Here is a 24800-nt window from a genome sequence, read left to right as displayed (position 1 = left end):
TGGGGTCTTTCGGTGCTCTTCACGCCGCTGAGACGGACGGCACCGCCGTCCGGTTCCGTTACGCACCGCATTAGGATGCGCACGGACGCAGGCCGCAGATACGCCACTATCCGCCGGGGGACGCATGGCAGGGCAGCACGGCACACCGCCGCCTCAGTTCGGCGCGCTGGAACCGGGGGATCCCCGGGAGGTGGCCGGCTACCGGCTCCAGGCCCGCCTCGGCGCGGGCGGCATGGGCAGCGTCTACCTCTCTTATACGCGCGGCGGACAGCCGGTCGCGATCAAGGTGGTGCGCGCCGAGTTCGCCCAGGACGCGGAGTTCCGGCGGCGCTTCGAGCTGGAGGTGCGCGCGGCCCGGCGGGTGCAGGGCGTGTACACGGTCCCGGTGCTCGACAGCAACACCGAGGGCGCGGCCCCGTGGCTCGCGACGGCCTTCGTCCCCGGCCTCTCCCTGGCCGACGCGGTACGCGCGCACGGGCCACTGCCGGTGGAGACGGTGCTGCTGCTGGTGGGCGGGGTGGCCGAGGCGCTGCAGTCCATCCACGCGGCGGGGATCATCCACCGCGATCTGAAGCCGGGGAACGTCCTGCTGGCGTCCGACGGCCCGAAGGTGATCGACTTCGGCATCGCCCGGGCCGCCGACGCGACGGCCCTGACCGGCGCGGACGTCCGGGTCGGCACGCCGTCGTACATGGCCCCCGAACAGATCACCGGCGCCCCGGCCACACCCGCGGCGGACGTCTTCGCCCTGGGCCTGATCGCCCACTTCGCGGCGACCGGCACCCACCCCTTCGGCGAGGGCACGGCCCACGCGGTGATGTACCGGATCGCCCAGGCACCCCCCGACCTCACCACGACCCCACCCCCGCTGCGCGACCTGATCACGGCCTGCCTGACGAAGACCCCAACCACCCGCCCCACCCCGACCCAGGTCATCGAAGCGTGCCGCGCCCTGTCCCCGGACCAGACACTGCGCCGGGGAGAAAGCTGGCTACCGACGGCAGTGGCGACCGAGGTGACAAACCGCACAACGGCGCCTCCCCCGGCGGCACCGCATATCCCAGCACCCCCAGCGAACCGTCCCGATCCGACCGACCCACCGCGCCGTGTCCAGCGCCGAACAGCAATTCTCCTGGCGGCCACGGCGGTGGTGGCCGCCATCGCGGGCGGCGTGCTGGTGTCGTTCCTGGGCGGCGGCGACGGCGATTCAGGGAATGGCGCGTCGCCCGACACGGGCCAGACCTCCACGCCGACTGAGGAGAGCCCGCGGGATGACGAGGGCGGCGGTGCTGCCGAGGACGGGGCTGGTACCGGGTCACCGCCGACGGCGCCCGCCCCCGACACGCCCTACACGCTGACGAACGGCGACGTCGAACTCGACATCGTCGCACCAGTCTTCACTCCGGACACGGACATGGCACTCGACCGCTGCGTCGGCGCCAACCGCACCCTGGTCGATTTCGACGAGCTACTGGTCGAGCCCGACACCATCTCCGGCGCCAGCGGCCCCTTCGGCGATTGGGAGTTGCAGTACATTTACTGCGACGACCCCAATCTCGAAGGCCAGGGCATCGAATTCCATACGCAGACCTTCGCGGGAATCATCAATGACCCCGACGCCACTCCGGAGGAGTGCCATGAGGCGGCCAACGCCTCGACATTGCCCAATATCATCCCCGTGCAGGACATCATGGAGGACCTCACACTGCATGAGGGCGTCGGCATCTGCGCGGAAACCGTAGAGAACAATCTGGTGATGCTCTGGATCGACGACGTCACCGTCGACCCGTACAACGAGAATCTGCGCACCTACCTCACGACCGCGACCCAGTGGCGGATCAACGACTGAGAGACCTCACTCGCTGGTCGGCCAGGAGATCTCCACCCGCCGGTTCCGCTGGCGTCCTTCCTCGGTCCCGTTGTCGTACAAGGGATAGTCCTCGCTGTAGCCGCGGACGTTGAACGCGATGACCGAGGGGTTGTCGATGAGGCTTATCAGCGCCTCGTGGGTGTTCCTGGCCCGGCCGTCGGAGAGTTCGATGCCGCTCTCGTAGGAGCCCTGGTCGTCGGTGAACCCGAAGATGTTCACCTGTGTCGGCTGGTACTCGTTGATGGCCGCCGCGACCTCAAGAAGAGCGCCCTGCGAGTCCTCGGAAAGCTCGTCGCTGCCCTCACTGAAGAGAACGTCCGTCTGAAGCGTGAACTTGTGCTGCCCGCTGGTGCGTTCCTCGCGCTGCTCACCGCCCCCTCCACCGTTGGGCTCCTCACCTCCGGGGTCCGCGCCGTCTCCGGAGCCGTCGTCCCCGTTCTCTGCGGGTTGTTCCGTACCGCCGAGGTCCTCACTGATGAACTTGATGTCGAGCACGCGCGGATCAGCGAGAGCGGCCCCGTCGCCGAGCATGAGCCCAGCGGCCTCGGGGTCGATGTCGGGCGGAGCCGGGGCCTCGTACCCCGGTGGCTGTTCGACTTCGTCGTTCTCGTCGGCGGCCGCCACCGGAACGGCGAACGTCCCGGCGACCAAGGCGGTCGTCAGGACCGCGGCGGCCCGAGCCGACTGGTGCAGCAGGTACCTCATCACGACCCCTCAGTGAATCTCAATGGTGGCGGGAGGCATTTGCCCGATCTGGAAATCGACCTCCGTCGTTCCGGCGTCGGGCTCGGGGAACTGAGCGAACCAGGTCTCCGTGACCCCGGCATCGATCTGCAGCCCGAAGTTGGTGCACAGACAGCGGCCCTCGGTATCCCTGAGGATGAGGTACCTCTTCTGTTCCTCGTGTGCGGTCAGCGTGGCCCCGGCCATGGAGAAGTCGTTGCCGGCCAATTCACTTTCCTCGCCCGCCCAAGTCGACGTGCCCCAGCTCTCGGAGCTGCCGTTGTGAATGGTGCCCTCGATCGTGAGGAAGCCACCGGCCTCGCGTTCGGCACGGGTGATGGTCAGGGTGATGTCCTCCTCGCCCGTCACTTCGGCGAGGGTCTCCTGCCCCGCCGGGTCCTCGCTCGACGGGTCCTCCTCGGACGCCCCGTCCTCCTCCGTGTCCCCACCGTCAGTCTGCTCCGCGGGAGCGCTGCTGGTGCCGTCCCCGCCTCCGTCGTCACCGCCTCCTCCGCCACAACTGGCGACGGCGACCACGAGCGCGGCGCCCAGAGCGACAACGATCAGGATCAGGCGCGACTTGCTATCACGGAGGTCCATCGAGGGCGGTTCCTTTGCGTTCAACTCGTCGTCGGTCAGTCGTCCAAATAGATGTAGAACAGGTCCCGGGCCTCGGGCAGTTCGTCCTCGTTCCCCGGGTCGAAAGCCAGATCCCGGTCGTCGTCACAGCGGAGCTCCACCCGGTCGTCCTCCTCCGACTCGCTCTCGCACAGACTCCGGATGACGGCGGTCGCCTCGGCGTGTGCCGTCTGATCCTCCGTGCCGGGGAGGAGGGACTCCCCCACAGTGTCGCGGGTCTCCACGTCCACGGTGTACCCCGTACGTTCGTGATCCGGGTCGCACGAGCGGACGACGGCGTCATTGCGGTCGGCCAACCGGGGCGCCGCCTCCGCGCACGCCTCGGGCACGTAGAAGTCGTCACCCTCGAGCACGTCCTCGAGGTCTCCGTCCCCATCGATCGCGTCGAGGAACTCATCGAAGAGATGATCCCTGCTCTCCCGAGCGGCCGCGAGGGCCGCCGCGTCGGCCGCCGACTGGCCGCTGCTGCGCGTGACCGCCGCCTGGGCGAAGACGAAAAAGAGAAAGGCCACCGTCAACAGACCACTGATCATCCATATGTACAGCGGGAAGACGGCACCCCGACTCGGGTCCGTCAGCCGCCGGTGATGCTTCCGACCGCGTCCCGGACCGAGTCGGCCACGGTGTCGTCTATGTCCAGTGCCATCACGGCCACCACCACCGAAGCGATCAGGAGCAGCAATCCCGCGTACTCCACGAACCCCGCGCCGCGGTCGTCGAAGCGGGCGTGGAGGCGTTCGGTGATCTTGTGGCTCCAGGTCGACAGCAGCCTGCTCATGGCGTCCCTCTCCTCCGGCTGACGCCGGTTCAGCCGGCCTCTCTTGGCCCCTGTCCCGCCGCGTCTCACCGTACTGCGAAGCGCGGCGTCCGGGTATGGGGGACGGGGGGCTGCTCTGCCGTGATGGCACCCGTGTGAAGGCGGGATGCGCCATGCCCGACCCCCTCCCAGCGGGCCAACCCGTACAGCTATCGGCACTGACTGTGCCACACCGAGCGGGAGTTGGGCAGGGAGACCTAGCCGATCCGTTGGCATTCTGTATTGCCATGGACAGCTGAGCGCGACTTTCCGCTCGGCGCATGAGCACCCGTGCCCACCCGGCGGGGCGGTGAAACGCCGCTACACCGCCTGCTGTTCGCCGCCTTCTCCGCCGCCGTCCTGGAGGGAGCGTTCCAGCTCGGCCTCGAAGTCGTTCACCGTCTGGATCACCGTCTCCGCCATCTCGGCCAGCCCGGTGAGCTGTTCGCCGATGTCGCCGCGGCCGTCGCGCCAGCCGCTGACGAAGCTGTCGAGGGCGTCGACGATCCGGCCGTCCCCGAACGAGTCGTTGTACTCGTCGAAGGTGTCCCCCGTACGGTTCATGTACTCCTTGACCGCGCGCAACTGCGGGGCGAACTCGCCCAGCGCGTCCAACGGGATCGCGATCCGGTCGCCACTTCCAGACATGATTCCCCCGGCTCTCAGACGAAGCGGAACGTCGACGTGATCGCGTCGAAGACGTCGAAGAACGAGTCGGCCAGGTCCAGCACCTGGCTGCTACCCGACACCAGCGCCACCGCCTGGGCGTCGTCCGGCACCGGGATGAACGTCTGCATCAGCACCGCGCGCACATGGCGGGTGTCGCCGGGGACCGAGATGTCCTCGATACCGCGGGTGCGGGCGGCCACGCCGACGTCCTTGATGTCCACCGTCGAGACCTCGCGCCAGGCGTCGCCCTCCTTGCGGGCCTGCCTGGTGCCCAACTGGGCGGCGATCGAGGCCGGGTCGGTCGGCAGCGCCTCGCCGGACGAGGTCCGGGCGCCGATCAGCGAGACGGTCACGGACGCGGTGATCGGCGGGCCGCCGCCGAAGCTCTGGGCCATGCAGCCGCAGTACACCGCCCCCGAGTCCCACGCCTCGCGCGCCTGGCGGCGCAGGAACGACGTGATCACGTCCCGGTGATCAGCCATCTCCGGCTGCCCCTGGATCCGCTCGTCGACCATGCGGCGGATGCTGTTGTCCCTGGTCTCCGGACGCAGATCGAACTCCCACCAGGAGTCGGGCACGGATATCCGGAACCCCTGACGTTCGATGGTGACCGCGTCGGTCCACTTGTCGGCCATCGTCACTCCCTCCGCGGGTATCCGCCTATTCGCGGAGCCCCTCCTCCAACTGCTGGTCCAGATCGCGGAAGCCGTCCGCGGCACCGTGCAGGAAGTCGCCGAGTCCCTGGAGGGACTCGACGGCCTGCTTGCCGCCGGAGGTGAACTCCCCGTACGACTGGTCGAACGCCCGCGACGAGCGGGAAGTGACATAGCCGTCCTGGACCAGGTCGCTGATGTACACCCGCAACTGGTCCAGCTTGACCGTCAGCTCCTCCTTGGCGGTGTGGAGCCGGTCGGCCGCATCGTGCATGTCCTGATAGGTAACGTCGAGATCTGCCATCGGCGGCACCCCCTTCCGGCCCAGCGTACGCGCGGGCCGGTCGCTCCTCCGCTACGGGTTCGCAACAGCTCAGTCCCCGAGGACCTGCCCGAAGTCGGTGCCGGAACCCAGGATCATCCCGGTCACAATGATGATCATCGTTGCCGGGACCATGAAGACCAGGGTCGCCATCGTCGCCATCGGGATCGCCCGGGCGGCGCGGCGGCGGGCGTTCTGGGCGTCCGTGCGGCGCATGTCCCGGGCGATCTGGATCAGGGTGTCCGCGATCGGGGCGCCGAGCTCCTCGCCCTGCTGGAGGGCGGAGACGAACTGGTTGACCGGCTCGGAGTCGTTGCGGCGGCGCAGTTCGTCGAACGCCTGCCGCCGCGAGACGCCGACGTCCATCTGGCGCAGCGCGATGCGGATCTCGTCCGCCCACGGGCCCTCGTAGCGCGCCGAGACCCGGTCCAGGGCCTGCCGGAAGCCGAGGCCGGCCGAGACGACCACGGCGAGCACGTCGAGGAAGTCCGGGAGCGTCCGGTCGATGACGTCCCGGCGCGTCCTGATGCCCTGCCAGATCGCCAGGTCGGCCGCGAACGCGCCGAAGGCGATGCCGAACAGCGCGAAGAGCGGGAAGCCCGCCACGATGAAGACCAGCGTGGTCAGCAGGCCGAAGAGCCCGTACACCGCGCGTCGGGCGGCGTACCGGTCGATGGTGAGGCCCTCGGGGTTGCCCGCCTGGTCGATCCGTTTGCGCTTGCGGTCGACGGCCTTGCGGCCCATCAGCCGCAGCACCAGCGGCGCGAAACGGATGCCGAGCCGGTCGATGGCCGAACCGCCCGCCGAGACACGGGTGGAGCCGATCTCCAGGGCGAGCTGGAGGTCGGCGGGCAGCGGGGTGCCGGCGCGCAGCATGCGCACGGCGGTGACGATCCCGAAGACGGCGGCGCCCATGGCGAGGCCGAGCAGCAGTCCCATCCGGCGTGCCCCCTAGACGTCGATCCGGCCGAAACGGCGCACGACGATGAATCCGACGACGTACAGGCCGAGCGCGAGCAGCATGGCGATCTGCCCGCCCGCGCTGCCGGTGACCCGGCCGAGCGCGCCGGGCGACATGGCGTTGATCATCAGCAGCGCGCCGAGGCCGAGCACCGGGACGGTGACGGCGGTGGCGTTGATCTCGGCGAGCATGGTGCGCACCTCGCGCCGGGTCTCCTTGCGCTCCTCCAGCGTGGAGGTGAGGTTACGCAGCGAGGCCACGATGGTGCCGCCGGCCCGGTTGGCCAGGATCAACGTGGTGACCAGCACGTTGAGTTCGCGGGACGGCAGCCGGGTGCCGAGCTCGTGCAGGGCCTCGTCCAGGGAACGGCCGACCGCGAGCTGGTTGGCGACGGTGGCCAACTCGGCGCCGGCCGGGTCGTCCATCTCCTCGGCGGCCATCGACAGGGCGGTGCGCATGGCCAGTCCGGCGGCGGTGCCGTTGGCGATCAGCCGGGCCAGCTCGGGGAGTTGGTTGATGAACTTCTCGGTGCGCCTGGTCCGCTGCCAGGTGAGGAAGACGTTGCCGCCCCAGAGGGCGACGAGCGCGAACACCGGGCCGAAGAACGGCGCCAGCACCGCCGAGCCGATCAGCCAGAGCGCGGCGACCGCGCCCAGCACATACGCGGCGTACTCGCCGACGGTCAGGTCGAGGCCGGTGGCCTGAAGCTTCAAGCGCAGCCGACGACCGAACTCGGTGTTCCGCAGCCGCCGGTCGAGGCCCCGGAAGCGGCGCCGGCGCCCGGTCCCCGGCGCCGCGGGCTGCTCGGCACCCGGGACCGGGCCGATGCCCGCGCCGATGCCCGCGCCGACGGCCCCGGAGTCGGCCGCGGCGGGCACCGGCCCGGTGAGCCGGCTGAGCACCACGCGGCGCTGGGCGCGCCCGGTGGCGTAGAGCTGGAGCCCGGCCACGGCGCAGACGAGCGCGAGCAGTACCAGGCCGATGACGAGGAGGGACAGGGTGCCCATGATCAGCTCGCCTCCCGGGTGGCGAGGTGGGAGTCGTCGAGTTGGACGCCGAACGCCTGCGGGAGCGGCTCGCCGGCCAGGTAGAGGCGGTCGGCGACGGCGCGGGGGATCGGGTAGTGGTGGAAGCGGCCGTGCACGCGGCCGTCGGGGCTCATCGGCTCGGCGCGGTACTCCGCGACGGTGGCGATGCGGAACGCCTCCCGGCCGTGCGAGGACAGGATCGCGATCTCGGCCAGCCGCCGGGACCCGTCTGGGTGCCGGGTGAGCTGGACGAGCACGTCGACGGCACTGTTGATCTGGTCGCGCAGCGCCTCGAACGGCACCTGGAGTTCGGACATGGAGGCCAGGGTCTGGAGGCGCAGCAGCGCGTCCTCCGCGCTGTTGGCGTGCACGGTGGCGAGCGAGCCGTCGTGGCCGGTCGACATGGCCTGGAGCATGTCGAGCGTCTCGCCGCCGCGGACCTCGCCGACGATGATGCGGTCGGGGCGCATGCGCAGCGAGTTGCGGACCAGGTCGCGGATGGTGACCTCACCCTTGCCCTCTATGTTGGGCGGGCGCGACTCCAGGCGGATGACGTGGCTCTGCTGGAGCTGGAGTTCGGCGGCGTCCTCGACGGTGACGATGCGCTCGCCCTCGGGGATCAGGCCGCTGAGGGCGTTGAGCAGGGTGGTCTTCCCGGAGCCGGTGCCGCCGGAGACGATGACGTTGAACTTCGCCCGCACCAGCCCGGACAGCAGCAGGACGAGCTGTTCGTCCAGGGTGCCGAAGCCGATGAGCTCGGCGAGGGTGTAGGCGCGCGGGAAGCGGCGGATGGTGAGGGTGGCGCCGCTCAGCGCCAGCGGCGGGATGATGACGTTGACGCGCTCGCCAGTGGGCAGGCGGGCGTCGACCATCGGATTCGACTCGTCCACGCGGCGGTTGACCGTGGAGACGATGCGCTCGATGGTCTGCATGAGCTGCTCCTCGGACGCGAAGCGCAGCGGCAGCCGCTCGACCCGGCCGGAGCGTTCGACGTAGATCTGGTCGGGGCCGTTGACCATGATCTCCGTGATGGAGGCGTCCTCCAGGAGGGGTTCGAGGATGCCGAGGCCCAAGGCCTCGTCCACGACGCGGCGGATGAGCAGGGCGCGCTGCTGGGTGGACAGGACCGGGCCCTCGCGGCTGAGGATGTGCCCCAGGACGCGCTCCAGCCGGTCGCGGCGGTCGCTCGTGCCGAGCGAGGACATCTCGGCGAGGTCGATCTCCTCCAGCAGCTTGGCGCGGTAGGTCGCGACGAGCCGACTGTCGCCGGGTCCGGCGTCGGCGGTCTCGTCGGGGGCGTGGACTCGGGATCTCAGGCCCATCGCTCGCTCCTTACCTCGCTGTTCCGGTGCTGCCCGCTGTCTTCGTCCGCCGTTCGCGCCGTCCTCGCCGACCGCGCCTTCCTCATCGACCGTCCTCGTCGACCGCGCCGTCCTCGTCGACCGCGCCGTCCTCGTCGACGGCTCCGGCCCGGCCGCCGACCGCCTCAGTCGCACGGCATGGTCACGGTCCTGCTGGCCTCGCCGAACAGATCGATGAACGGCAGGACCGAGGGAACGGTGACGCGCGCCGTCACGGTGGCCTCGTCGCCGCACGACTGGTCGGCGGTGACGGCCACGGTCAGCCAGTCGCTGACGGCCGCCTGTCCCGCCGCCGCGTACTCGTCCTCGATCTCCTCCTGCGCGGCGGTCCTGGCGGCGGCCCGGGCGGCGGATCCCGCCTGCTGTGCGGCATACCCGACGAGTCCGAGCTGAAGCGCGGTCAGGGCGACGAGAACGAGCAGCGGCAGCCAGCCCGCGAACTCGACGGCGGTGACGCCGCGGTCGTTGGTCCGCGGGTCCCGGCGACGAAGCCGTCCGGCCATGGTCAGCCCTCCTCCGCCGCGCCGGCCGAGCCGGAGATCGTCATGGGCAGGTTGAGCGCGCCGGGGAAGAGGACGGGGACCTCCAGGTCGATGTCGGCGCGGCGGATGTTGCCCACCAGGGGGCACGAGATGTCCGCCTGCCAGGCGTCCGGCAGGTGTTCTCTGGCCGCCGTCTCGCACGCGGCCTCGGCGTCGCCGTCAGCACCGGCCGCCGCCCGCGCGCCCTCGTCGGCGGCGTTCCCCGCCAGGGAGAACGTGTAGCCGATGAGGATGCACTGCCAGATGAGGGCCAGCATCACCAGGATCAGCGGGAAGATGCCGGTGAACTCCACCAGCAGCGCGCCCCGGTCGCGGTCCCGTTTCCGCGCCGCCCCGCGTATCACGGCCGCCTGCCCCGGCGCCTGCCGGCTCCGGCGGCGGCCGGCTCCGGGGCGATCAGGCCGAGTTCGACGGCGAGCGCCCACATCGCGCGCCGCACCTGGCCGCGGACGTCGAGGTCCTGGATGCGGCCGGCGTCCTGCGCCTCCTGCAACTCCCGGAAGCCCGCCGGGATCACGCTGCGCGCGACATGCGTGCCGGTGATCCGGGAGATGAGCTGCGGCTGGATGTGGCTGGTGCGCCCGAGGCGGTTGACGACGGTGAGCGTGTCGGCGGCCTTGCGGATGCGCAGCCGGTCCCACATCCGGACCATACGGTTGACGGCGCGGACCGCGATCACGTCCGGGGTGGTGACGAGGACGGCGATGTCGGCCATCTCGACGGCCGCCGCGTTGGCGCTGTTCATGTGCGACCCGCAGTCCACCACGACGACGTCGTAACGCGACCTGACCGCCGTCAGCAACTGCCGGGCGGTGGCGTCGCTGACGTCCTCGCCACGCTCGCCCTCGGCCGGGGCGATCAGCATGGACAGGCCCGTCTCGTGCGTGAAGACCGCTTCGGCCAGCACCTGCGGGGTGATGTCGGCGATGCCCGCCAGGTCCGCGACCGAGCGGCGGAACTGGACGTCGAAGTACGAGCCGACATCCCCGCACAGCAGATCGAGGTCGATGAGGATCGCGCCCCGCTCGAAGGGCCCGGCGGTCTGCGCGGCGAGCGCGAGCTGGGTGGCCAGCACGGTGGCGCCGACGCCGCCCTTGGCGCCGGAGACGGTGATGATCCGGCCGCCGGGGCCGGGCGCGACGGTCTCGCCCGCGCCGAGGTGGCGGCGCATCCCCGCGGCCCACTGGGCGGCGGCCAGCACCCGGGCGCCCAACTCGTCGTAGGTCAGCGGCAGTCCGGCGAGGCCGCGGGCGCCCGCGTCCATGGCCGCCGAGTACAGCCCGGCGGTGGGCTCCGCCGACACCAGCACCACGCCCACGGCCGGGAAGCGAAGGGCGACTTCGCGGATCAGCTCCAGGGCGGGCAGCGGCCCGATGTGCTCGTGGATCACCACGACGTCGGGCAGCTCGGCCACCGACTCGTGGGTGAGGGAGGCGAGGGTGTCCAGCAGCGTGCCGGAGTCCGGCACGGAGCGCATCGGCTCGCTGTCGGGGAGCTGGCTCAGCAGGGTGATCAGCGAACGGGCGGTGTCCGGATCACCCACCGCGGGCAGAATGCGCGTCGTCATCGGTCCACCTGCTTCCTTAGGGGAGGACCCCGCCGAGTTCGGCGTGGGGGTCGCCGAGGATGTCCCCGATGATGGTGTATGTCCGTTCGTCCTCCGGGATTTCCCGCTCGTCACCGGGGGCCACGAGCGCCAGCCGCACCTGCTCGGCGAACGCCTCCGCGAAGGTGACGCGCTGTGCGTCCGTGTTGTCGAGGGCGAAGGTGATCGGGACGGCCGCGGTGACGTTGCTCTCGTCGTCCTCGACCTCGGTGAGGTCGCCGACCTCGATGACCTCGGCGTTGTTGACCATCAGCCGCACGATCTCGGCCGTGTCCTCCTCATCGTTGCCCTGGGCGCCCTGCTGCCGGATCCGGTAGGCGGCGTACATGTTGATCGTCGCGCCAGGACGGATCTTGCCGGCCACGCCGGTCGAGGCGTCGATCATCACGGCGATCTCCACCTGACCCGGGTCCAGTTCGGGCCGCGCGGCCAGCATGTCGCTCTGGAGCAGCGACCCTTCGCGCAGCCGACCGACGGCGACCCGGTCCTCGACCTCGGCCAGGTCCAGGACCGCCGAGTCCGGCACATACCGCTCGGGGATGCTGACTTCGCGGAGCTTGTCGGCGGTCACCGCCTCATAGGGGTCGACGTCCTCGCTCAGCTCGTACGCGGTGGTCTCCGGACCGACCTTCGACTCGACGTCGTTGATCACCGCGAGCACCCCGGCGAACGCCCCGAGGGCGAGCAACACCGAGGCGAACAGCAGCAGCAGGCCGCGTCGCTGGCGAGCGTTCATGAAGCGTGTCTACCCTCTCCGTCGTGGTCGCTGTCATCCCGCGCCCGGGGCGAGTGCCCTGCGCCGCGACGTTCCTATCGCGCGCGGCGCGCGCTCCTGGGACACCACGGGGGCCGAGCAGAACGCGCAGCGGTCGCCTATCAGCGTGAGGCCGCACCAGTGGCAGGCTTCCTGCCGCATCGAGCTCACCATCTGGTAGAGCAGCGAGACGTCCGGTATCGCGGCGGCGAACTCCACCAGCTTGGCGGTGGCCCACCAGGCGGCCGACTCGGCCGGCAGGTGCACCGGGTGCAGGGCCTGGACCTGCCACTGCCCGGCCAGTCGGCGGGTCACCCACGCGCTGTCCAGGGCGCCGGGGGCGTACGTGAGGGTGGTCGCGAACTGCGGGCCCGCCAGGGACACATCACCGTCGGCCCGGACCAGCTGGGGGGTGGGCCCGGCCAGCACGGCGCACTGGCCGCCCGGCTGCCGGGTGCCGTTGGTCGCCGGGAGCGTGACGGGGACCCGGTCCAGGCGGGTGCCGGAGCCGAGCAGCGCGCCCGCGTAGATGTAGTGGGCCAGCAGCCGGGCGGAGGCACCGAGCACCCCGGGGGTGAAGTCGCAGGCGGAGAGCTGACGGAGCTGACGGACCAGCACCGCGGTGCCGAGCGGCGGCAGGGCGCTGGGCAGCAGGGCGACGCGGTCGGACTCCAGCATGGCGCGCACGGCGTGCAGCCGTTGGACGTACGGCAGCGGGGTCGTGGTCGGGTACAGCACTATCAGGTGACCGTGGCCGCTGAGCAGCTCGCTGATCTCGGCGAGCGCGGCCGGGAAGTCCTGCCGCTCCGGCGGGGTCAGCACGTGCGCGCTGGGCGTGTGCTGGTCGGTGGGCGGCAGCACGAGGTCGGCGCTGGTGACCGCGATGGCAATCGGCATGCCGCTCCCCCCGGGCCCTTGGACACCCGTCTCGTATGGTGACTCCGCCAGTTGGGCAGCTTATCGACTCCGCCGCGTGGGGGAACAGCACGGAACGGAGACCGCACACCTCAGAAGAAGGTGCGGACGTAGTCGGTGACCGTGCCGTCACCCGCCACCAGCGGAATCAGGGGCCACTTCTCGAAGATCGTGCACGGATGCGACATACCCAGTGCCACCCAGTCACCCACCTGCGGCAGCACTCCGCCACCCGCGCGGGCGCCGTCGGCCGACGGGCCCTCGACGAAGGCGTGCTGGTCGGCCAGTCTGCTGACGACGAGGCCGTACCCGCCGCGCACCCGGCCCTCCACGGTGCGTACGGCCTGCACCTCCGGCAGGCCGAGGTCGTAGGCCATGTCCCGCTTCCCGGCGTTGATCAGGGCCAGGGAGGGCTCCGGCCGGGAGACGACCTGAGCCCACAGCCGGAAGGCGGGCAGCAACGAGCCTTCCAGCGGCGCCCGGTTGAAAGGGGTGACGTCCCGGTACCGGCCGTCGTCGTGGCTGACATACGCCCCGGCGCGCAGCATCTTGCAGACGGGCCGGGACAGCTCGGGCAGGGCGGTGAACGCGCCCGCCACCGCGTCGAACCAGGCGCTGCCGCCCGCGCTCAGGATGATCTCGCCGAGCCCGGCGAACCGGCCCGCCTTGTCGAACTCCACGGCCAGCGCGCACAGTCCGTCCAGCCAGCGGCGCACCGAGACGGCGTCGGCGTCCGGTATCTCACCCTCGTACCCGGCGACGCCGACCAGCCGCAGCGTGGCGGTGCGGGCGACCGCGTCGGCCACGGCCGTCGCCTGCGCCTCGTCCCGGACACCGCCGCGCCCGCCGGGCACGCCGAGCTCGACCACGACCTCCAGCGGGCGGCTCGCCCCGGCCGCGCGCAACGCCGCGTCCATCAGCTCCACGCCGCGCGCGGAGTCCACGTAGCACACGCAGCGGAAGCGGGGATCGGCGTCCAGCTCGCCGGCGAGCCAGGCCAGGGCGGCGGGGTCGACCACCTCGTTGGCGAGGAAGATCCGCCGCACGCCGAACGCCCGCGCCACGCGGGCCTGGTGCGGCACCGCGACGGTGATGCCCCAGGCGCCGTGGTCGAGCTGGCGCTGGAAGAGGCGCGGCGCCATCGAGGTCTTGCCGTGCGGCGCGAGCACCAGGCCGTGGCGCCCCACGAACCGCTCCATACACGTCAGGTTGTGCTCCACCGCCTCGGCGGAGAGCGTCAGGACCGGCGTGGTGAATCCGCCGGTGTACAGATCGCGCCGCTCCGCCGCCAGCTCCCCGATCGTGCGCCCCACCGCGTCGGGCGGCAAGCCCTTGAAACGGTGATCGACGATCTCGTCGGCGAGCGTGTCGAACGCGGTGGGCATGGCGACTCCGGGTGGCCGAGCGACATCGGACGGGCGGGGTAACGGGATCCCCGACCCTACCTAGCACCGAGTATGGAGATGGTCAACGGAGCGCGATCGCCGAGCGGGGTCACCGGACCAAGCCCGCGCGGGCCGCTCACCACCCGCGTGGGCGAAAACACAAGGCGCCCCGCGTTACACGGCCGTAAGGTGGCGTGCATGCAGGTGATCCAGTCGGCGAAGCTCGCGAATGTCTGTTACGAGATCCGTGGTCCCGTGCTCGAAGAGGCGCAGCGGCTGGAAGCGGCGGGCCACCGCATCCTGAAGCTCAACACGGGGAACCCCGCGGCGTTCGGCTTCGAATGCCCGCCGGAGATCCTGGAGGACATCCTCCGGAACGTGGGCACCGCGCACGGGTACGGGGACGCCAGGGGCCTGCTCTCGGCCCGCCGCGCGGTGATGCAGCACTACCAGACCAAGGGCATCGACCTGTCGGTCGAGGACATCTATCTGGGCAACGGCGTCTCCGAGCTGATCCAGATGTCGATGCAGGCGCTGCTGGACGACGGCGACGAGGTGCTCGTCCCGGCGCCGGACTATCCGCTGTGGACAGCCTCGGTCGCGCTGGCCGGCGGCACCGCCGTGCACTACCGCTGCGACGAGGGCTCCGACTGGATGCCCGACATCGCCGACATCGAGCGCAAGATCACCGACCGGACCAAGGCGCTGGTGATCATCAACCCGAACAATCCCACCGGGGCCGTATACGACGCGGAGATGCTGCGGCAGCTCACGGAGGTCGCCCGAAGGCACCGGCTGGTGGTCTGCTCGGACGAGATCTACGACCGGATTCTGTACGACGGCGCCGTCCACACCCCGACCGGGGCCATCGCCCCGGACCTGCTGACGCTGACGTTCAACGGCCTCTCGAAGAACTACCGGGTGGCCGGCTTCCGCTGCGGCTGGCTGGCGGTGTGCGGGCCCAAGGAGCACGCGACGAGCTACATCGAGGGTCTGACGATCCTGGCCAACATGCGGCTGTGCGCCAACATGCCGGCGCAGCACACGGTGGCCGCCGCGCTCTTCGGCCGCCAGTCGATCGAGCAGCTGGTGCTGCCGGGCGGCCGGATCAAGGAGCAGCGGGACGTGGCGTACGAGAAGCTGATCAGCATCCCGGGCGTGACGTGCGTGAAACCGAAGGGCGCGCTGTACGCCTTCCCCCGGCTGGACCCGAAGGTCTACAAGATCAAGGACGACCGGCAGATGGTCCTCGACCTGCTGCGGTCGGAGAAGATCATGATCGTGCACGGCACCGGGTTCAACTGGCCGGAGCCCGATCACTTCCGCATCGTGACGCTGCCGCAGGCGAGCGAGCTGGCCGACGCGGTGGAGCGGATCGGCTCGTTCCTGGACGGCTACAACCAGTACTGAGCGCCGGCGAGCGCCAAGACGCCCGCGGGCCCCGCACGCCGTTGTGCGGGGCCCTTCCCTCAGCCCAGTCGGTCCAGCCGTTCCGTCAGGGCCCGGTATTCGTCCCACAGCTCCTCGGGAGTGTGGGTGTCGAAGGCGCGCAGGTGCTCGGGGATCAAAGCCGCTTCCTGGCGCCAGATCTCCGGGTCCACCTCCAGGAGGAATTCGAGCTGCTCCCGGGTGATGCCAAGGCCCTCGGTGTCCAGCGCCTCGGGCGTCGGGAGGACCCCGATGGGGCTCTCGACGCCCTCGGCCCGGCCCTCAAGCCGCTCGACAATCCACTTCAGCACCCGGATGTTCTCGCCGAAACCCGGCCACACGAAGGCGCCGTCGGCGTCCTTCTTGAACCAGTTGACGTAGTAGATCTTCGGCAGCTTCTCCGGGTCGCCCGCCTTGGCGCCGGTCTTCAGCCAGTGGCCGAAGTAGTCGCCCATGTGGTAGCCGCAGAACGGCAGCATGGCGAACGGGTCGCGGCGCAGCTCGCCCACCGTGCCCTCGGCCGCCGCGGTCTTCTCGGAGGCGACGTTGGCCCCGAGGAAGACGCCGTGCTGCCAGGAGAAGGACTCGGTGACCAGCGGCACCGCGGTGGCGCGGCGCCCGCCGAAGAGGATGGCCGAGATCGGCACCCCGGCCGGGTCCTCCCACTCGGGGGCGATGGTCGGGCACTGGGCCGCCGGCACCGTGAACCGGGCGTTGGGGTGCGCCGCGGGGGTCTCGGCGTCGGGGGTCCAGTCGTTTCCACGCCAGTCGGTCAGGTGGGCGGGGGGTTCCTCGGTCATGCCCTCCCACCAGACATCACCATCGTCGGTGAGGGCGACATTGGTGAAGACCGAGTTGCCCCACAGAGTGCGCATGGCGTTGGCGTTGGTCTTGTCGCCGGTGCCGGGCGCGACACCGAAGAAGCCGGCCTCGGGGTTGATGGCGTAGAGCCGGCCGTCGTCGCCGAAGCGCATCCAGGCGATGTCGTCGCCGACGGTCTCGACCTTCCAGCCGGGCAGCGTCGGCTGGAGCATCGCGAGGTTGGTCTTGCCGCATGCGGAGGGGAACGCCGCGGCGACGTAGTGGCTCCTGGCTCCTCCGTCACGGGCGGCCTCCCCGGCGGGCGGGGTGAGCTTGAGGATGAGCATGTGCTCGGCCAGCCAGCCCTCGTCGCGGGCCATGACGGAGGCGATGCGCAGGGCGTAGCACTTCTTGCCCAGGAGCGCGTTCCCGCCGTAGCCGGAGCCGAAGGACCAGATCTCGCGGGTCTCGGGGAAGTGCGAGATGTACTTGACCGGGTTGCACGGCCAGGGCACGTCGTCCCGGCCGTCGGCCAGGGGAGCGCCGACGGAGTGGACGGCCCGCACGAAATGCCCGTCCTCGCCGAGCTCCTTGAGCACGGCGGTGCCCATCCGGGTCATGGTGCGCATGGCGACGGCGACATACGCGGAGTCGGTGATCTCCACGCCGAGCGCGGAGAGGGGCGAGCCCAGCGGGCCCATGCAGAACGGCACCACATACATGGTCCGGCCACGCATGGAGCCCCGGAAGAGCCCCTGCCGACCGGTGAAGATCTCCCGCATGTCGGCGGGGTCCATCCAGTGGTTGGTGGGACCGGCGTCCTCCGGCCGCTCGGAGCAGATGAAAGTACGGTCCTCGACCCGGGCGACATCGGTCGGGTCGGACACGGCGTAGTACGAGTCGGGCCGCTTCTCAGGGTTCAGCCTGATGAACGTGCCCTTCGCCACGAGCTCCGCGCTGAGGCGGTCGTATTCCTCCTGGGATCCGTCGCACCAGACGACCTGGTCGGGCTCGGTCAGCGCGGCGATCTCTTCCACCCAGGCGATGAGCTTGTGGTGGCGGGTCGGGGCGTTGGCGGCGACGGGAGCGGCTGATATCAGCGTCACGTTCGCTCCAGAGGGTTGAGGGTTTTACGTGCGAGTCGCTCATCCGTAGGGATTGGGCGCTCATCTGATAGTGCCCCGACTTCTCTTCTGTGTCTAGTTGGGCTCATGTGAGCGCGGCCCGCCGCTCGCTACCATCTGCCCATGACCCTGTCGGCAAAACCCCGGTTGCGCGGCTGGCTGCACGCCGGCATGTTCCCCGCGGCGCTGATAGCGGGCGTCTTCCTCACCGCCCTGGCGGAAAGCCCCAGAGCCCGCGTGGCCTGCGCCGTCTACACCCTCAGCGCCTGCCTGCTGTTCGGTGTCAGCGCCCTTTATCACCGCGGCCACTGGACGCCGCGCGCCGAGGCCGTGCTGAGACGGCTGGATCACGCCAATATTTTCTTGATCATCGCGGGCACCTACACCCCGTTCACGATCCTGCTGCTCGACGGCGCGCGAGGACAGCTCCTGCTGTGGTGCGTCTGGGCCGGCGCCGTCGCCGGCATCGCCTTCCGCGTCTTCTGGGTCGGCGCCCCACGCTGGCTCTACACCCCCTGCTACCTCGCCCTGGGCTGGGCCGCCGTCTTCTTCCTGCCGGACTTCCTGCGCACCGGGGGCATCGCGGTGATGATCCTGGTCGTCGTGGGCGGCGTGCTCTACAGCGCCGGCGGGGTGATCTACGGCCTCAAGCGCCCCGATCCATGGCCGAAATGGTTCGGCTTCCACGAGCTGTTCCACTCCCTGACCCTGGCCGCCTTCGCCGTGCACTACGTGGGAATCTCGCTGATCGCCTACCGGCCGATCACCTGACGCTCCACGGAGTCCCCCACATATCGAAATGACTCACTTTTGAGAGCCACTATCATTTAGCGGTGGCTCTCGGAGGTGTGTCTTGGACATGGACCCACGGCTCGGCCCGCGCCGCTGGTGGGCCCTGAGCGCGCTCGCCGTCGCGACGCTCGTCCTGGGCCTGGACATGACCATCCTCAACGTGGCCCTGCCGTCCATCGCCGCCGACCTCAAGGTGGGCACCCGCCAGCAGCAGTGGATGGTCGACGCCTTCCTCGTCGTCTTCGCCGCCATCATGGTCCCGGCCGGGCTGGTCGGCGACCGGTTCGGCCGCCGCCTGACGCTGGTGACCGGCTTGGCCGTGATGCTGGCCGGCTCGGTCCTCGGCGCCCTCGCCGGCGGCCCCGGGCTCCTGATCACCGGGCGCGCGGTCATGGGCCTGGGCGCCGCGCTGGTGAGCCCGCTGACGGTCGCGGTGCTGCCCGCCCTGTTCGGCCCGGCCGAGCGCGCCAAGGCCATCGCCGCGCTCACCGCCGCGTTCACCGCCGGGCTGCCCCTCGGCCCGCTCGTCGGCGGCTGGCTCCTCGACCACTTCTGGTGGGGCTCGGTCCTGCTGGTCAACGTCCCGCTGGTCGCCGTCGCGCTCGCCGGCTGCGCGCTGCTGCCAGAGACCAGGGAACGCGGCGCGCCCCGGGTCGACGTGCTGGGCGCGGCCTGCGTGGCCGGCGCGCTCGGCGCGCTGGTGTACGGGCTGATCGAGGGGCCCAGCCGCGGCTGGGGCGACCCGCTGGTCCTGGCGGCCTGGGCCGCCTCCCTGCCGCTGCTGCTCCTGCTGATCGCCAGGGAGCGGCGGCGGGAGGGCCCGCCGCTCGGGCTCGGTCTGCTGCGCGATCCGGTCTTCGGGGGCAACGCCCTGATCGGCGCGCTGATCGGCTTCATCCTGGCCGGGCTGATCTTCCTGCTTCCGCAGTACCTCCAGGCGGTCCGCGGCCACGACGCCTTCGGCACCGGGCTGCGGCTGCTGCCCCTGCTGGCCGGGGTGCTCGTCGCGGCCCGGGGCTGCCAGGGGCTGGTGCGCCAGTTCGGACCGCGCGGCGTCGTCGCCACCGGGCTCGCGCTGCTGTCGTTCGCCGGCATCCAGGGCAGCACCATCGAGGTGGGGTCCCGCTACGGACTGACCGCCATCTGGCTGACGGTCACCGGGCTGGGTGCCGGGCTGGCACTGGTGCCGGCCACCGACGCGGCGATCGCCGCGCTGCCGCCGGACCACTCCGGCACCGGCTCGGGGCTGCTGCTGACCCTGCGGCACGTCGGCAGCGCCATCGGCGTCGCGGTGCTCGGCAGCCTGCTCGCCCAGGTCTACCGGGACCGCCTGGACACCGAGGGCCTGCCGCCGCAGGCCGCCGAGGCGTCCCGCGAGTCGGTCGTCGCCGCGCACTCCGTCGCCGAGCACACCGGCGCCCCGGGGCTGACCGACTCCGCCGACTGGGCGTTCACCCACGGCATGAGCGTCACGCTCTACGTCTGCTCCCTCGCGGCGCTCGGCGGCGCCCTGCTGGCCGGACTGCTGCTGCCGCAGCACCGCGCGGACCGGCCAGGGGTGACAACCCTGGTCGCGGCCGAGGGAGATGTCCGAGAATGACCCGCGTGCCCTCCGCTCCCACCGCCAAGGCGGGCCTCCGCGAACGCAAGAAGATCCGCACCCGGCGGGCGATCCGTGGCGCGGCGTACCGGCTGTTCGCGGAGCAGGGCTACGACGCCACCCGGGTGGACCAGATCGCGGAGGCCGCGGAGGTCTCGCCGAGCACCGTTTTCCGGTACTTCCCGACCAAGGAGGACATCGTCCTCACGGACGAGGAGGACTCCGTTCTCGACAGCGCCCTGCGCGCCCGCCCTGCCCACGAGCCACCGCTGACGGCCCTGCGGGAGGCCATCCGCACGGCGCTCCGGCAGGCGTACACCACGCCCGAGGCACTGGCCGAGGTGCGGGTGCGGATGCGGCTGGTCGCCACGGTCCCCGCCGTCCGGGCCCGCCTGGACGAGAGCATGGCGGCCTCCGGCCGCCTCCTGGCCGCGACCCTCGCCACCCGCCTGGGCCGCTCCCCCGACGAGCTGGAGATCCAGGTCTTCATCAGCGCCATCCTCGGCGGCCTGCGCGCGGCGCTGATCTACTGGGTCGCCCACGACCTGCGGGACGACCTGACCGACGTGATCGACCGCGCGGTGGCCACCATGCGGACCAACCTGGCGGACCAGGGCTGACGGAGCCCGAGCGTCCCGAACGGGACCGGCCGCGGCCGGTCCCGCTCACCCGCCGGCGGAACCGCGCTCGGGCCTGCGGCGCCGTTCAGCGGAGCTGGGCCGCCAGGTCGGCCGGGGCCGTGGTCGGGGCCGAGCAGACGAAGCCGCGGCAGACGTACGCCGTCGGCCGGCCGTCGCGCAGCGGGCGGTCCGCCAGGAGGGGGGCGGCGTCGGGGGTGTCCGGCTCGCCGAGGGCGATCACCGCGCCGGGGGCCGTGGCGCGCAGAGCCGTGCGGTGCAGCTCCGCCGTCGCCGGATCGTGCCGGGGGCCGACGACCGCCACCTCGCGCGGTCCGTCGAGGGCCGCCTCGGCCACCGCCAGACCCCAGCCGATGAAGCGCGGCGCGCGGGTGCCCAGGGCCGTGACGATGCCCAGCGCCCGTTCGGCCGCCGCGCGGTGCCGGCCGCTCCCGGTGTACGCGGCGTACGACAGCAGCGCCCCGGCCGCCGCCGTCCAGCCGGACGGCGTCGCGCCATCGGTCGGGTCCTGCGGGCGGCGGATCAGCTCCTCCGCGTCGTCGGCCGTGTCGAACAGCGCGCCGTCCTCGCCCGTGAAGCGTGTGAGCACCGTCTCCAGCAGGGACCCCGCCCGGTCCAGCCACGGCCGAGCGCCGGTCACCGCGTACAGCGCGAGGAAGCCCTCCGCGACATCGCCGTAGTCGTCCAGCACGCCCGCGCTCGGGCCGGCCCGGCCGTCGCGCGAGGTGCGCGTCAGGCGGCCGTCCGCGCCGAGGTGGACGCGCGCCAGCAGCTCGGCGGCGTCCGTCGCCGCCGAGATCAGGTCGGGGCGGTCGAAGCAGGCGCCGGTCTCGGCGAGCGCGGCGACGGCCAGGCCATTCCAGGCGGCCACCACCTTGTCGTCCCGCTCCGGCCTCGGCCGCGCGTCGCGCGCCGTCAGCAGCCGCTCGCGCAGCCCGGCCGGAGGCTCGGCGCCCGGCAGCCGCAGCACCGAGGCGCCCGCCTCGAACGTGCCGGTCGCCGTGACGCCGTACGCCTCGGCCGCCGCCTCCGCGCCCGCCGCGCGCACCTCCTCGGGCGTCCACACGTAGAACGCGCCCTCCGCGTGCCCGCCGCCGCCCGGCACCTCGCTGTCGGCGTCCAGCGCCGAGGCGAAGCCGCCCTCGGCGGTGCGCAGCTCGCGCACCATGAAGTCCGCCGTCTCCAGCGCGATCCGCCGCGCCAGGACGGACCCCGTGGTCCGCCACAGGTGCGTGTAGACGCGGCCGAGCAGCGCGTTGTCGTACAACATCTTCTCGAAGTGCGGCACGGTCCACGTCGCGTCCACCGCGTACCGCGCGAAGCCGCCGCCGAGCTGGTCGTAGATGCCGCCGCGCGCCATCGCCTCGCAGGTCGCCTCGGCCATCCGCAGCGCGTCGGCCGAGCCGGTGCGCGCGTGGTGGCGCAGCAGGAACTCCAGCGCCATGGCCGGCGGGAACTTCGGCGCCCCGCCGAACCCGCCGTGCGCCACGTCGAACTCGCCGTCCAGCACGCTCACGGCCACGGCCAGGTCATCCGCGCCGGGCGGGCCGGGCGTGTCGTACGACAACCGCCGGTCCGCCAGCTCGCCCGTGATCTGGGCGGCGACCTGGGCGACCTCACCCCGCCGGTCGGTCCAGGCGGTGTGCACGCCCTCCAGGAGCTGCCCGAACGACGGCATGCCCGAGCGCGGCTCGGGAGGGAAGTAGGTGCCGAAGTAGAACGGCTCGCCGTCCGGCGTCATGAACACGGTCATCGGCCAGCCGCCCTGGCCCGTCGCGGCCTGGACCGCGTCCATGTAGACCGCGTCGACATCGGGCCGCTCCTCCCGGTCCACCTTCACCGGGACGAAGCGCGCGTTCAGATACGCGGCGACCGTCTCGTCCTCGAAGCTCTCCCTGGCCATGACATGGCACCAGTGACAGCTGGCATATCCGACGCTCAGCAGGATGGGCACGTCCCGCCGCCGCGCCTCGTCGAACGCCTCGGCGCGCCACGGCCACCACTCGACGGGGTTGTCCGCGTGCTGAAGCAGATAGGGCGAGGTCTCGGCGGCGAGTCGATTGGCCATGGGACCATCTTGCACCGCGCGGCGGGCTCAGGCCGCCTGATAGGGCTTGGCCTCCAGCACCTTGACGCGGGCGACGCTGCCGTTGGGCAGCGTGTACTCGGCCTCCTCGCCGACCTTCTTGCCGTTCACGCCGCTGCCCAGCGGCGACTGCGGCGAATACGTCTCGATGTCCGACGTGGCGAACTCGCGCGAGGCGAGCAGAAACGTCATCGTGTCGTCCGGGTCGCCGTCGAAGGCGATCGTCACCACCATGCCGGGCGCCACCACGCCCGTGTCCGCGGGGGCCTCACCGACCTGGGCACTCTCCAGAAGCTGGGTGAGCTGGCGCACGCGCGCCTCCATCTTTCCCTGCTCCTCCTTGGCCGCGTGGTACCCGGCGTTCTCCTTGAGGTCGCCCTCTTCGCGCGCCTGCTCGATCTTCTTCGCGATCTCGACGCGGGCAGGACCCGACAGATGATCCAGCTCCGCCTTGAGCTGGTCATACGCCTCCTGGGTCAGCCAGGTGACAGTGTCGCTGGTCTGCGTCACAGGTGCTCCTCGGGTGAAAAGAGAGGGGGATAAAAACAAGGCGCCCGACCCGGACTCGGTGCGCTCCTGGGCGGGCGTTACATCGATCGAAAAATCGACTCTCACAACGACGACCGATGTGTGCGGAGACATTACCCTCCGCTGCCATGGACAAACCCGCCACCACTCAGCGTGCCGCTGACGTGGCCTCCGTGCAGCCCATGAGCTCGGCGGCGGTGGCACGCTCGGTAGTCCTGAGCGTCACGGAACGGTGCACACTACCGGCGTCCTCGTCGAAGCGGAAATCGGCGCGGCCGACCTCCAGACCGTCCTCGGCCTGGGCGCGCACCGTGCACACGCCGTCGGTGCCGGAGGGCTTGCGGACCGCGATGTTCACCTCGATCTCGCCGTCCGAGACCACCTCGAAGCCGGTCAGCTCGCCGGTGACCTTCTGGTCGGAGATGTACGACACCCCGGCCCAGACCACGAAGCCGACCAGCGCGGCCCCGAGCACGGCGCCGATGATCCTGAGCCGCCGGTCAGTACGGGCATCGGCCGTGCCAGAACGGCCGTACCGCCCCTCGGGCAGGTCCGCTCGTACTTCAGCCATGGCGCTCGGTCCTCGGAAACTCGGATACTCGGAAACTCGGAATAGCGGCTGCGGTCCATCAGTCACTATAGAAGGCGTGTGCCCCACGCCGACGAGTGACCTGACGGACGAGGACGAGGACGAGGACCGAGCGTTGACCGAGCAGCTCCGGCTCATGGCCGTGCACGCCCATCCGGACGACGAGTCCAGCAAGGGCGCCGCCACCATGGCCAAATACGTGGCAGAGGGTGTGGACGTCCTGGTGGCGACATGCACCGGCGGGGAGCGTGGCTCCATCCTCAACCCCAAGCTCCAGGGCGACCCCTATCTGGAGGAGCACATCCACGAGGTGCGGGCCCGGGAGATGGCCGAGGCCCGGGCGATCCTGGGCGTGCGGCAGGAGTGGCTGGGCTTCGTCGACTCGGGGCTGCCGGAGGGCGACCCGCTGCCGCCGCTGCCCGAGGGCTGCTTCGCCCTCCAGGAGGTGGACGCCGCGGCCGAGCCGCTGGTGCGGCTGATCCGGACCTTCCGGCCGCACGTGATCACCACGTACGACGAGAACGGCGGGTATCCGCACCCGGACCACATCATGACCCACAAGATCTCCATGGTCGCCTTCGAGGCCGCGGGCGACCACGCGCGCTACCCGGACGCGGGCGAGCCGTGGCAGCCGCTGAAGCTCTACTACAACCAGGGCTTCTCCCGGCCGCGCACCGTCGCCCTGCACCAGGCCATGCTGGACCGGGGCCTGGAGTCGCCGTACGCGGAGTGGCTCAAGCGCTGGGACGAGGCCGACTGGCCCGACCGGCAGCTCACCACGCGAGTGCCGTGCGCGGAGTTCTTCCCCGTCCGGGACAAGGCGCTGATCGCGCACGCCACCCAGATCGACCCGGACGGCGGCTGGTTCAAGGTGCCGATGGACGTCCAGCAGGAAGTCTGGCCGACCGAGGACTACGAGCTGACCCGCTCCCGCGTGGATACCTCGCTCCCCGAGTCGGACCTGTTCGCCGGCATCCGCCAGAATTGAGA

At 71.2% G+C, this 24800-nt stretch carries 26 protein-coding genes; 6 read left to right on the top strand and 20 right to left on the bottom strand.

From position 1 onward, the window contains the following. Positions 1 to 124: 124 nt before the first annotated feature. Positions 125 to 1849, top strand: coding sequence for a serine/threonine-protein kinase (locus OIE51_RS18165; RefSeq protein ID WP_326598775.1), 1725 nt, complete (start codon positions 125 to 127; stop codon positions 1847 to 1849). Between the two features lie 6 nt (positions 1850 to 1855). Here OIE51_RS18165 and OIE51_RS18160 read toward each other — a convergent pair whose 3' ends face one another. The 16 genes from OIE51_RS18160 to OIE51_RS18085 form a co-directional block, all read right to left on the bottom strand. Then, complete coding sequence (locus OIE51_RS18160; RefSeq protein WP_326598774.1) at positions 1856 to 2575, bottom strand: OmpA family protein; 720 nt, start codon at positions 2573 to 2575, stop codon at positions 1856 to 1858. Between the two features lie 9 nt (positions 2576 to 2584). Then, entirely contained in the window at positions 2585 to 3193 is a 609-nt protein-coding gene (locus OIE51_RS18155; RefSeq protein WP_326598773.1) for a hypothetical protein, read from the bottom strand. A 35-nt stretch (positions 3194 to 3228) separates the two neighbouring features. Further along, positions 3229 to 3744 (bottom strand): hypothetical protein, encoded by a 516-nt coding sequence (locus tag OIE51_RS18150; RefSeq protein WP_326598772.1) that lies wholly within the window; start codon positions 3742 to 3744, stop codon positions 3229 to 3231. Positions 3745 to 3806: 62 nt separating this feature from the next. After that, the gene (locus OIE51_RS18145; protein WP_326598771.1) at positions 3807 to 4010 is read right to left on the bottom strand and encodes a hypothetical protein; all 204 of its coding nucleotides are present in this window, start codon (positions 4008 to 4010) and stop codon (positions 3807 to 3809) included. A 339-nt stretch (positions 4011 to 4349) separates the two neighbouring features. Next, a complete protein-coding gene (locus tag OIE51_RS18140) occupies positions 4350 to 4676 on the bottom strand; it encodes a hypothetical protein (RefSeq protein ID WP_326598770.1) in 327 nt (108 codons plus the stop codon). A gap of 14 nt (positions 4677 to 4690) precedes the next feature. Next, entirely contained in the window at positions 4691 to 5332 is a 642-nt protein-coding gene (locus OIE51_RS18135) for a hypothetical protein (RefSeq protein ID WP_326598769.1), read from the bottom strand. Positions 5333 to 5357: 25 nt separating this feature from the next. Beyond that, complete coding sequence (locus tag OIE51_RS18130; RefSeq protein ID WP_326598768.1) at positions 5358 to 5654, bottom strand: WXG100 family type VII secretion target; 297 nt, start codon at positions 5652 to 5654, stop codon at positions 5358 to 5360. Between the two features lie 69 nt (positions 5655 to 5723). Then, on the bottom strand, positions 5724 to 6611 hold the full coding sequence (locus tag OIE51_RS18125; protein ID WP_326598767.1) for a DUF5936 domain-containing protein: 888 nt from the start codon (positions 6609 to 6611) through the stop codon (positions 5724 to 5726). A 12-nt stretch (positions 6612 to 6623) separates the two neighbouring features. Further along, entirely contained in the window at positions 6624 to 7640 is a 1017-nt protein-coding gene (locus tag OIE51_RS18120) for a type II secretion system F family protein (RefSeq protein WP_326598766.1), read from the bottom strand. A 2-nt stretch (positions 7641 to 7642) separates the two neighbouring features. Further along, the gene (locus OIE51_RS18115; protein ID WP_326598765.1) at positions 7643 to 8983 is read right to left on the bottom strand and encodes a CpaF family protein; all 1341 of its coding nucleotides are present in this window, start codon (positions 8981 to 8983) and stop codon (positions 7643 to 7645) included. 164 nt (positions 8984 to 9147) lie between these two features. Beyond that, complete coding sequence (locus tag OIE51_RS18110) at positions 9148 to 9525, bottom strand: TadE/TadG family type IV pilus assembly protein (RefSeq protein WP_326598764.1); 378 nt, start codon at positions 9523 to 9525, stop codon at positions 9148 to 9150. Positions 9526 to 9527: 2 nt separating this feature from the next. Further along, complete coding sequence (locus tag OIE51_RS18105) at positions 9528 to 9908, bottom strand: TadE/TadG family type IV pilus assembly protein (protein WP_326598762.1); 381 nt, start codon at positions 9906 to 9908, stop codon at positions 9528 to 9530. Further along, positions 9905 to 11131, bottom strand: coding sequence for an AAA family ATPase (locus OIE51_RS18100; RefSeq protein ID WP_326598761.1), 1227 nt, complete (start codon positions 11129 to 11131; stop codon positions 9905 to 9907). Before OIE51_RS18100 ends, OIE51_RS18105 begins: the two co-directional genes overlap by 4 nt. Before the next feature lie 16 nt (positions 11132 to 11147). Then, positions 11148 to 11906, bottom strand: a complete 759-nt coding sequence (gene cpaB, locus OIE51_RS18095; RefSeq protein ID WP_326598759.1) for a Flp pilus assembly protein CpaB — start codon at positions 11904 to 11906, stop codon at positions 11148 to 11150. A gap of 33 nt (positions 11907 to 11939) precedes the next feature. After that, positions 11940 to 12821, bottom strand: a complete 882-nt coding sequence (locus tag OIE51_RS18090) for a hypothetical protein (protein WP_326598758.1) — start codon at positions 12819 to 12821, stop codon at positions 11940 to 11942. A gap of 110 nt (positions 12822 to 12931) precedes the next feature. After that, the gene (locus tag OIE51_RS18085) at positions 12932 to 14224 is read right to left on the bottom strand and encodes an alanine racemase (protein ID WP_326598757.1); all 1293 of its coding nucleotides are present in this window, start codon (positions 14222 to 14224) and stop codon (positions 12932 to 12934) included. Between the two features lie 198 nt (positions 14225 to 14422). On the opposite strand from OIE51_RS18085, the gene OIE51_RS18080 reads away from it, so the two are divergent. Then, the gene (locus tag OIE51_RS18080) at positions 14423 to 15634 is read left to right on the top strand and encodes a pyridoxal phosphate-dependent aminotransferase (protein ID WP_326598756.1); all 1212 of its coding nucleotides are present in this window, start codon (positions 14423 to 14425) and stop codon (positions 15632 to 15634) included. Positions 15635 to 15693: 59 nt separating this feature from the next. On the opposite strand, the gene OIE51_RS18075 is transcribed toward OIE51_RS18080, so the two are convergent. Further along, positions 15694 to 17559, bottom strand: a complete 1866-nt coding sequence (locus OIE51_RS18075; RefSeq protein WP_326598755.1) for a phosphoenolpyruvate carboxykinase (GTP) — start codon at positions 17557 to 17559, stop codon at positions 15694 to 15696. A gap of 141 nt (positions 17560 to 17700) precedes the next feature. Between OIE51_RS18075 and trhA the strand changes: the two genes are divergently transcribed. The 3 genes from trhA (at position 17701) to OIE51_RS18060 (ending at position 20589) form a co-directional block, all read left to right on the top strand. After that, positions 17701 to 18348: a PAQR family membrane homeostasis protein TrhA gene (trhA, locus tag OIE51_RS18070; protein WP_326598754.1), complete on the top strand. Its 648-nt coding sequence runs from the start codon at positions 17701 to 17703 to the stop codon at positions 18346 to 18348. 88 nt (positions 18349 to 18436) lie between these two features. Then, positions 18437 to 19969: an MFS transporter gene (locus OIE51_RS18065; RefSeq protein WP_326598753.1), complete on the top strand. Its 1533-nt coding sequence runs from the start codon at positions 18437 to 18439 to the stop codon at positions 19967 to 19969. Then, positions 19966 to 20589: a TetR/AcrR family transcriptional regulator gene (locus tag OIE51_RS18060; protein WP_326598752.1), complete on the top strand. Its 624-nt coding sequence runs from the start codon at positions 19966 to 19968 to the stop codon at positions 20587 to 20589. The genes OIE51_RS18065 and OIE51_RS18060 overlap by 4 nt, the downstream gene beginning before the upstream one ends. Before the next feature lie 85 nt (positions 20590 to 20674). Here the strand turns inward: OIE51_RS18060 and OIE51_RS18055 are convergent, their stop codons facing one another. From OIE51_RS18055 to OIE51_RS18045, 3 genes are all read right to left on the bottom strand, one after another. Then, the gene (locus OIE51_RS18055; RefSeq protein ID WP_326598751.1) at positions 20675 to 22675 is read right to left on the bottom strand and encodes a thioredoxin domain-containing protein; all 2001 of its coding nucleotides are present in this window, start codon (positions 22673 to 22675) and stop codon (positions 20675 to 20677) included. 27 nt (positions 22676 to 22702) lie between these two features. Beyond that, entirely contained in the window at positions 22703 to 23203 is a 501-nt protein-coding gene (gene greA / locus OIE51_RS18050) for a transcription elongation factor GreA (protein WP_326598750.1), read from the bottom strand. Positions 23204 to 23369: 166 nt separating this feature from the next. After that, entirely contained in the window at positions 23370 to 23792 is a 423-nt protein-coding gene (locus OIE51_RS18045; RefSeq protein WP_326598749.1) for a DUF4307 domain-containing protein, read from the bottom strand. Between the two features lie 133 nt (positions 23793 to 23925). Between OIE51_RS18045 and mca the strand changes: the two genes are divergently transcribed. Then, positions 23926 to 24798, top strand: coding sequence for a mycothiol conjugate amidase Mca (mca, locus tag OIE51_RS18040; protein WP_326600678.1), 873 nt, complete (start codon positions 23926 to 23928; stop codon positions 24796 to 24798). The last annotated feature ends 2 nt before the right edge of the window (positions 24799 to 24800 follow it).

Source organism: Streptomyces sp. NBC_01803, from assembly GCF_035917415.1.
GTDB lineage: Bacteria > Actinomycetota > Actinomycetes > Streptomycetales > Streptomycetaceae > Streptomyces.
This window is presented reverse-complemented; position numbering and strand designations above follow the sequence as displayed.

Excerpts from the sequence above, each read along its gene's own strand:
- OIE51_RS18165 (WP_326598775.1), top strand. The coding sequence starts at position 125 with ATGGCAGGGCAGCACGGCACACCGCCGCCTCAGTTCGGCGCGCTGGAA.
- OIE51_RS18160 (WP_326598774.1), bottom strand. The coding sequence starts at position 2,575 with ATGAGGTACCTGCTGCACCAGTCGGCTCGGGCCGCCGCGGTCCTGACG.
- OIE51_RS18155 (WP_326598773.1), bottom strand. The coding sequence starts at position 3,193 with ATGGACCTCCGTGATAGCAAGTCGCGCCTGATCCTGATCGTTGTCGCT.
- OIE51_RS18145 (WP_326598771.1), bottom strand. The coding sequence starts at position 4,010 with ATGAGCAGGCTGCTGTCGACCTGGAGCCACAAGATCACCGAACGCCTC.
- OIE51_RS18140 (WP_326598770.1), bottom strand. The coding sequence starts at position 4,676 with ATGTCTGGAAGTGGCGACCGGATCGCGATCCCGTTGGACGCGCTGGGC.
- OIE51_RS18135 (WP_326598769.1), bottom strand. The coding sequence starts at position 5,332 with ATGGCCGACAAGTGGACCGACGCGGTCACCATCGAACGTCAGGGGTTC.
- OIE51_RS18130 (WP_326598768.1), bottom strand. The coding sequence starts at position 5,654 with ATGGCAGATCTCGACGTTACCTATCAGGACATGCACGATGCGGCCGAC.
- OIE51_RS18125 (WP_326598767.1), bottom strand. The coding sequence starts at position 6,611 with ATGGGACTGCTGCTCGGCCTCGCCATGGGCGCCGCCGTCTTCGGGATC.
- OIE51_RS18120 (WP_326598766.1), bottom strand. The coding sequence starts at position 7,640 with ATGGGCACCCTGTCCCTCCTCGTCATCGGCCTGGTACTGCTCGCGCTC.
- OIE51_RS18115 (WP_326598765.1), bottom strand. The coding sequence starts at position 8,983 with ATGGGCCTGAGATCCCGAGTCCACGCCCCCGACGAGACCGCCGACGCC.
- OIE51_RS18110 (WP_326598764.1), bottom strand. The coding sequence starts at position 9,525 with ATGGCCGGACGGCTTCGTCGCCGGGACCCGCGGACCAACGACCGCGGC.
- OIE51_RS18100 (WP_326598761.1), bottom strand. The coding sequence starts at position 11,131 with ATGACGACGCGCATTCTGCCCGCGGTGGGTGATCCGGACACCGCCCGT.
- cpaB (WP_326598759.1), bottom strand. The coding sequence starts at position 11,906 with ATGAACGCTCGCCAGCGACGCGGCCTGCTGCTGCTGTTCGCCTCGGTG.
- OIE51_RS18090 (WP_326598758.1), bottom strand. The coding sequence starts at position 12,821 with ATGCCGATTGCCATCGCGGTCACCAGCGCCGACCTCGTGCTGCCGCCC.
- OIE51_RS18085 (WP_326598757.1), bottom strand. The coding sequence starts at position 14,224 with ATGCCCACCGCGTTCGACACGCTCGCCGACGAGATCGTCGATCACCGT.
- OIE51_RS18080 (WP_326598756.1), top strand. The coding sequence starts at position 14,423 with ATGCAGGTGATCCAGTCGGCGAAGCTCGCGAATGTCTGTTACGAGATC.
- trhA (WP_326598754.1), top strand. The coding sequence starts at position 17,701 with ATGACCCTGTCGGCAAAACCCCGGTTGCGCGGCTGGCTGCACGCCGGC.
- OIE51_RS18065 (WP_326598753.1), top strand. The coding sequence starts at position 18,437 with ATGGACCCACGGCTCGGCCCGCGCCGCTGGTGGGCCCTGAGCGCGCTC.
- OIE51_RS18060 (WP_326598752.1), top strand. The coding sequence starts at position 19,966 with ATGACCCGCGTGCCCTCCGCTCCCACCGCCAAGGCGGGCCTCCGCGAA.
- OIE51_RS18055 (WP_326598751.1), bottom strand. The coding sequence starts at position 22,675 with ATGGCCAATCGACTCGCCGCCGAGACCTCGCCCTATCTGCTTCAGCAC.
- OIE51_RS18045 (WP_326598749.1), bottom strand. The coding sequence starts at position 23,792 with ATGGCTGAAGTACGAGCGGACCTGCCCGAGGGGCGGTACGGCCGTTCT.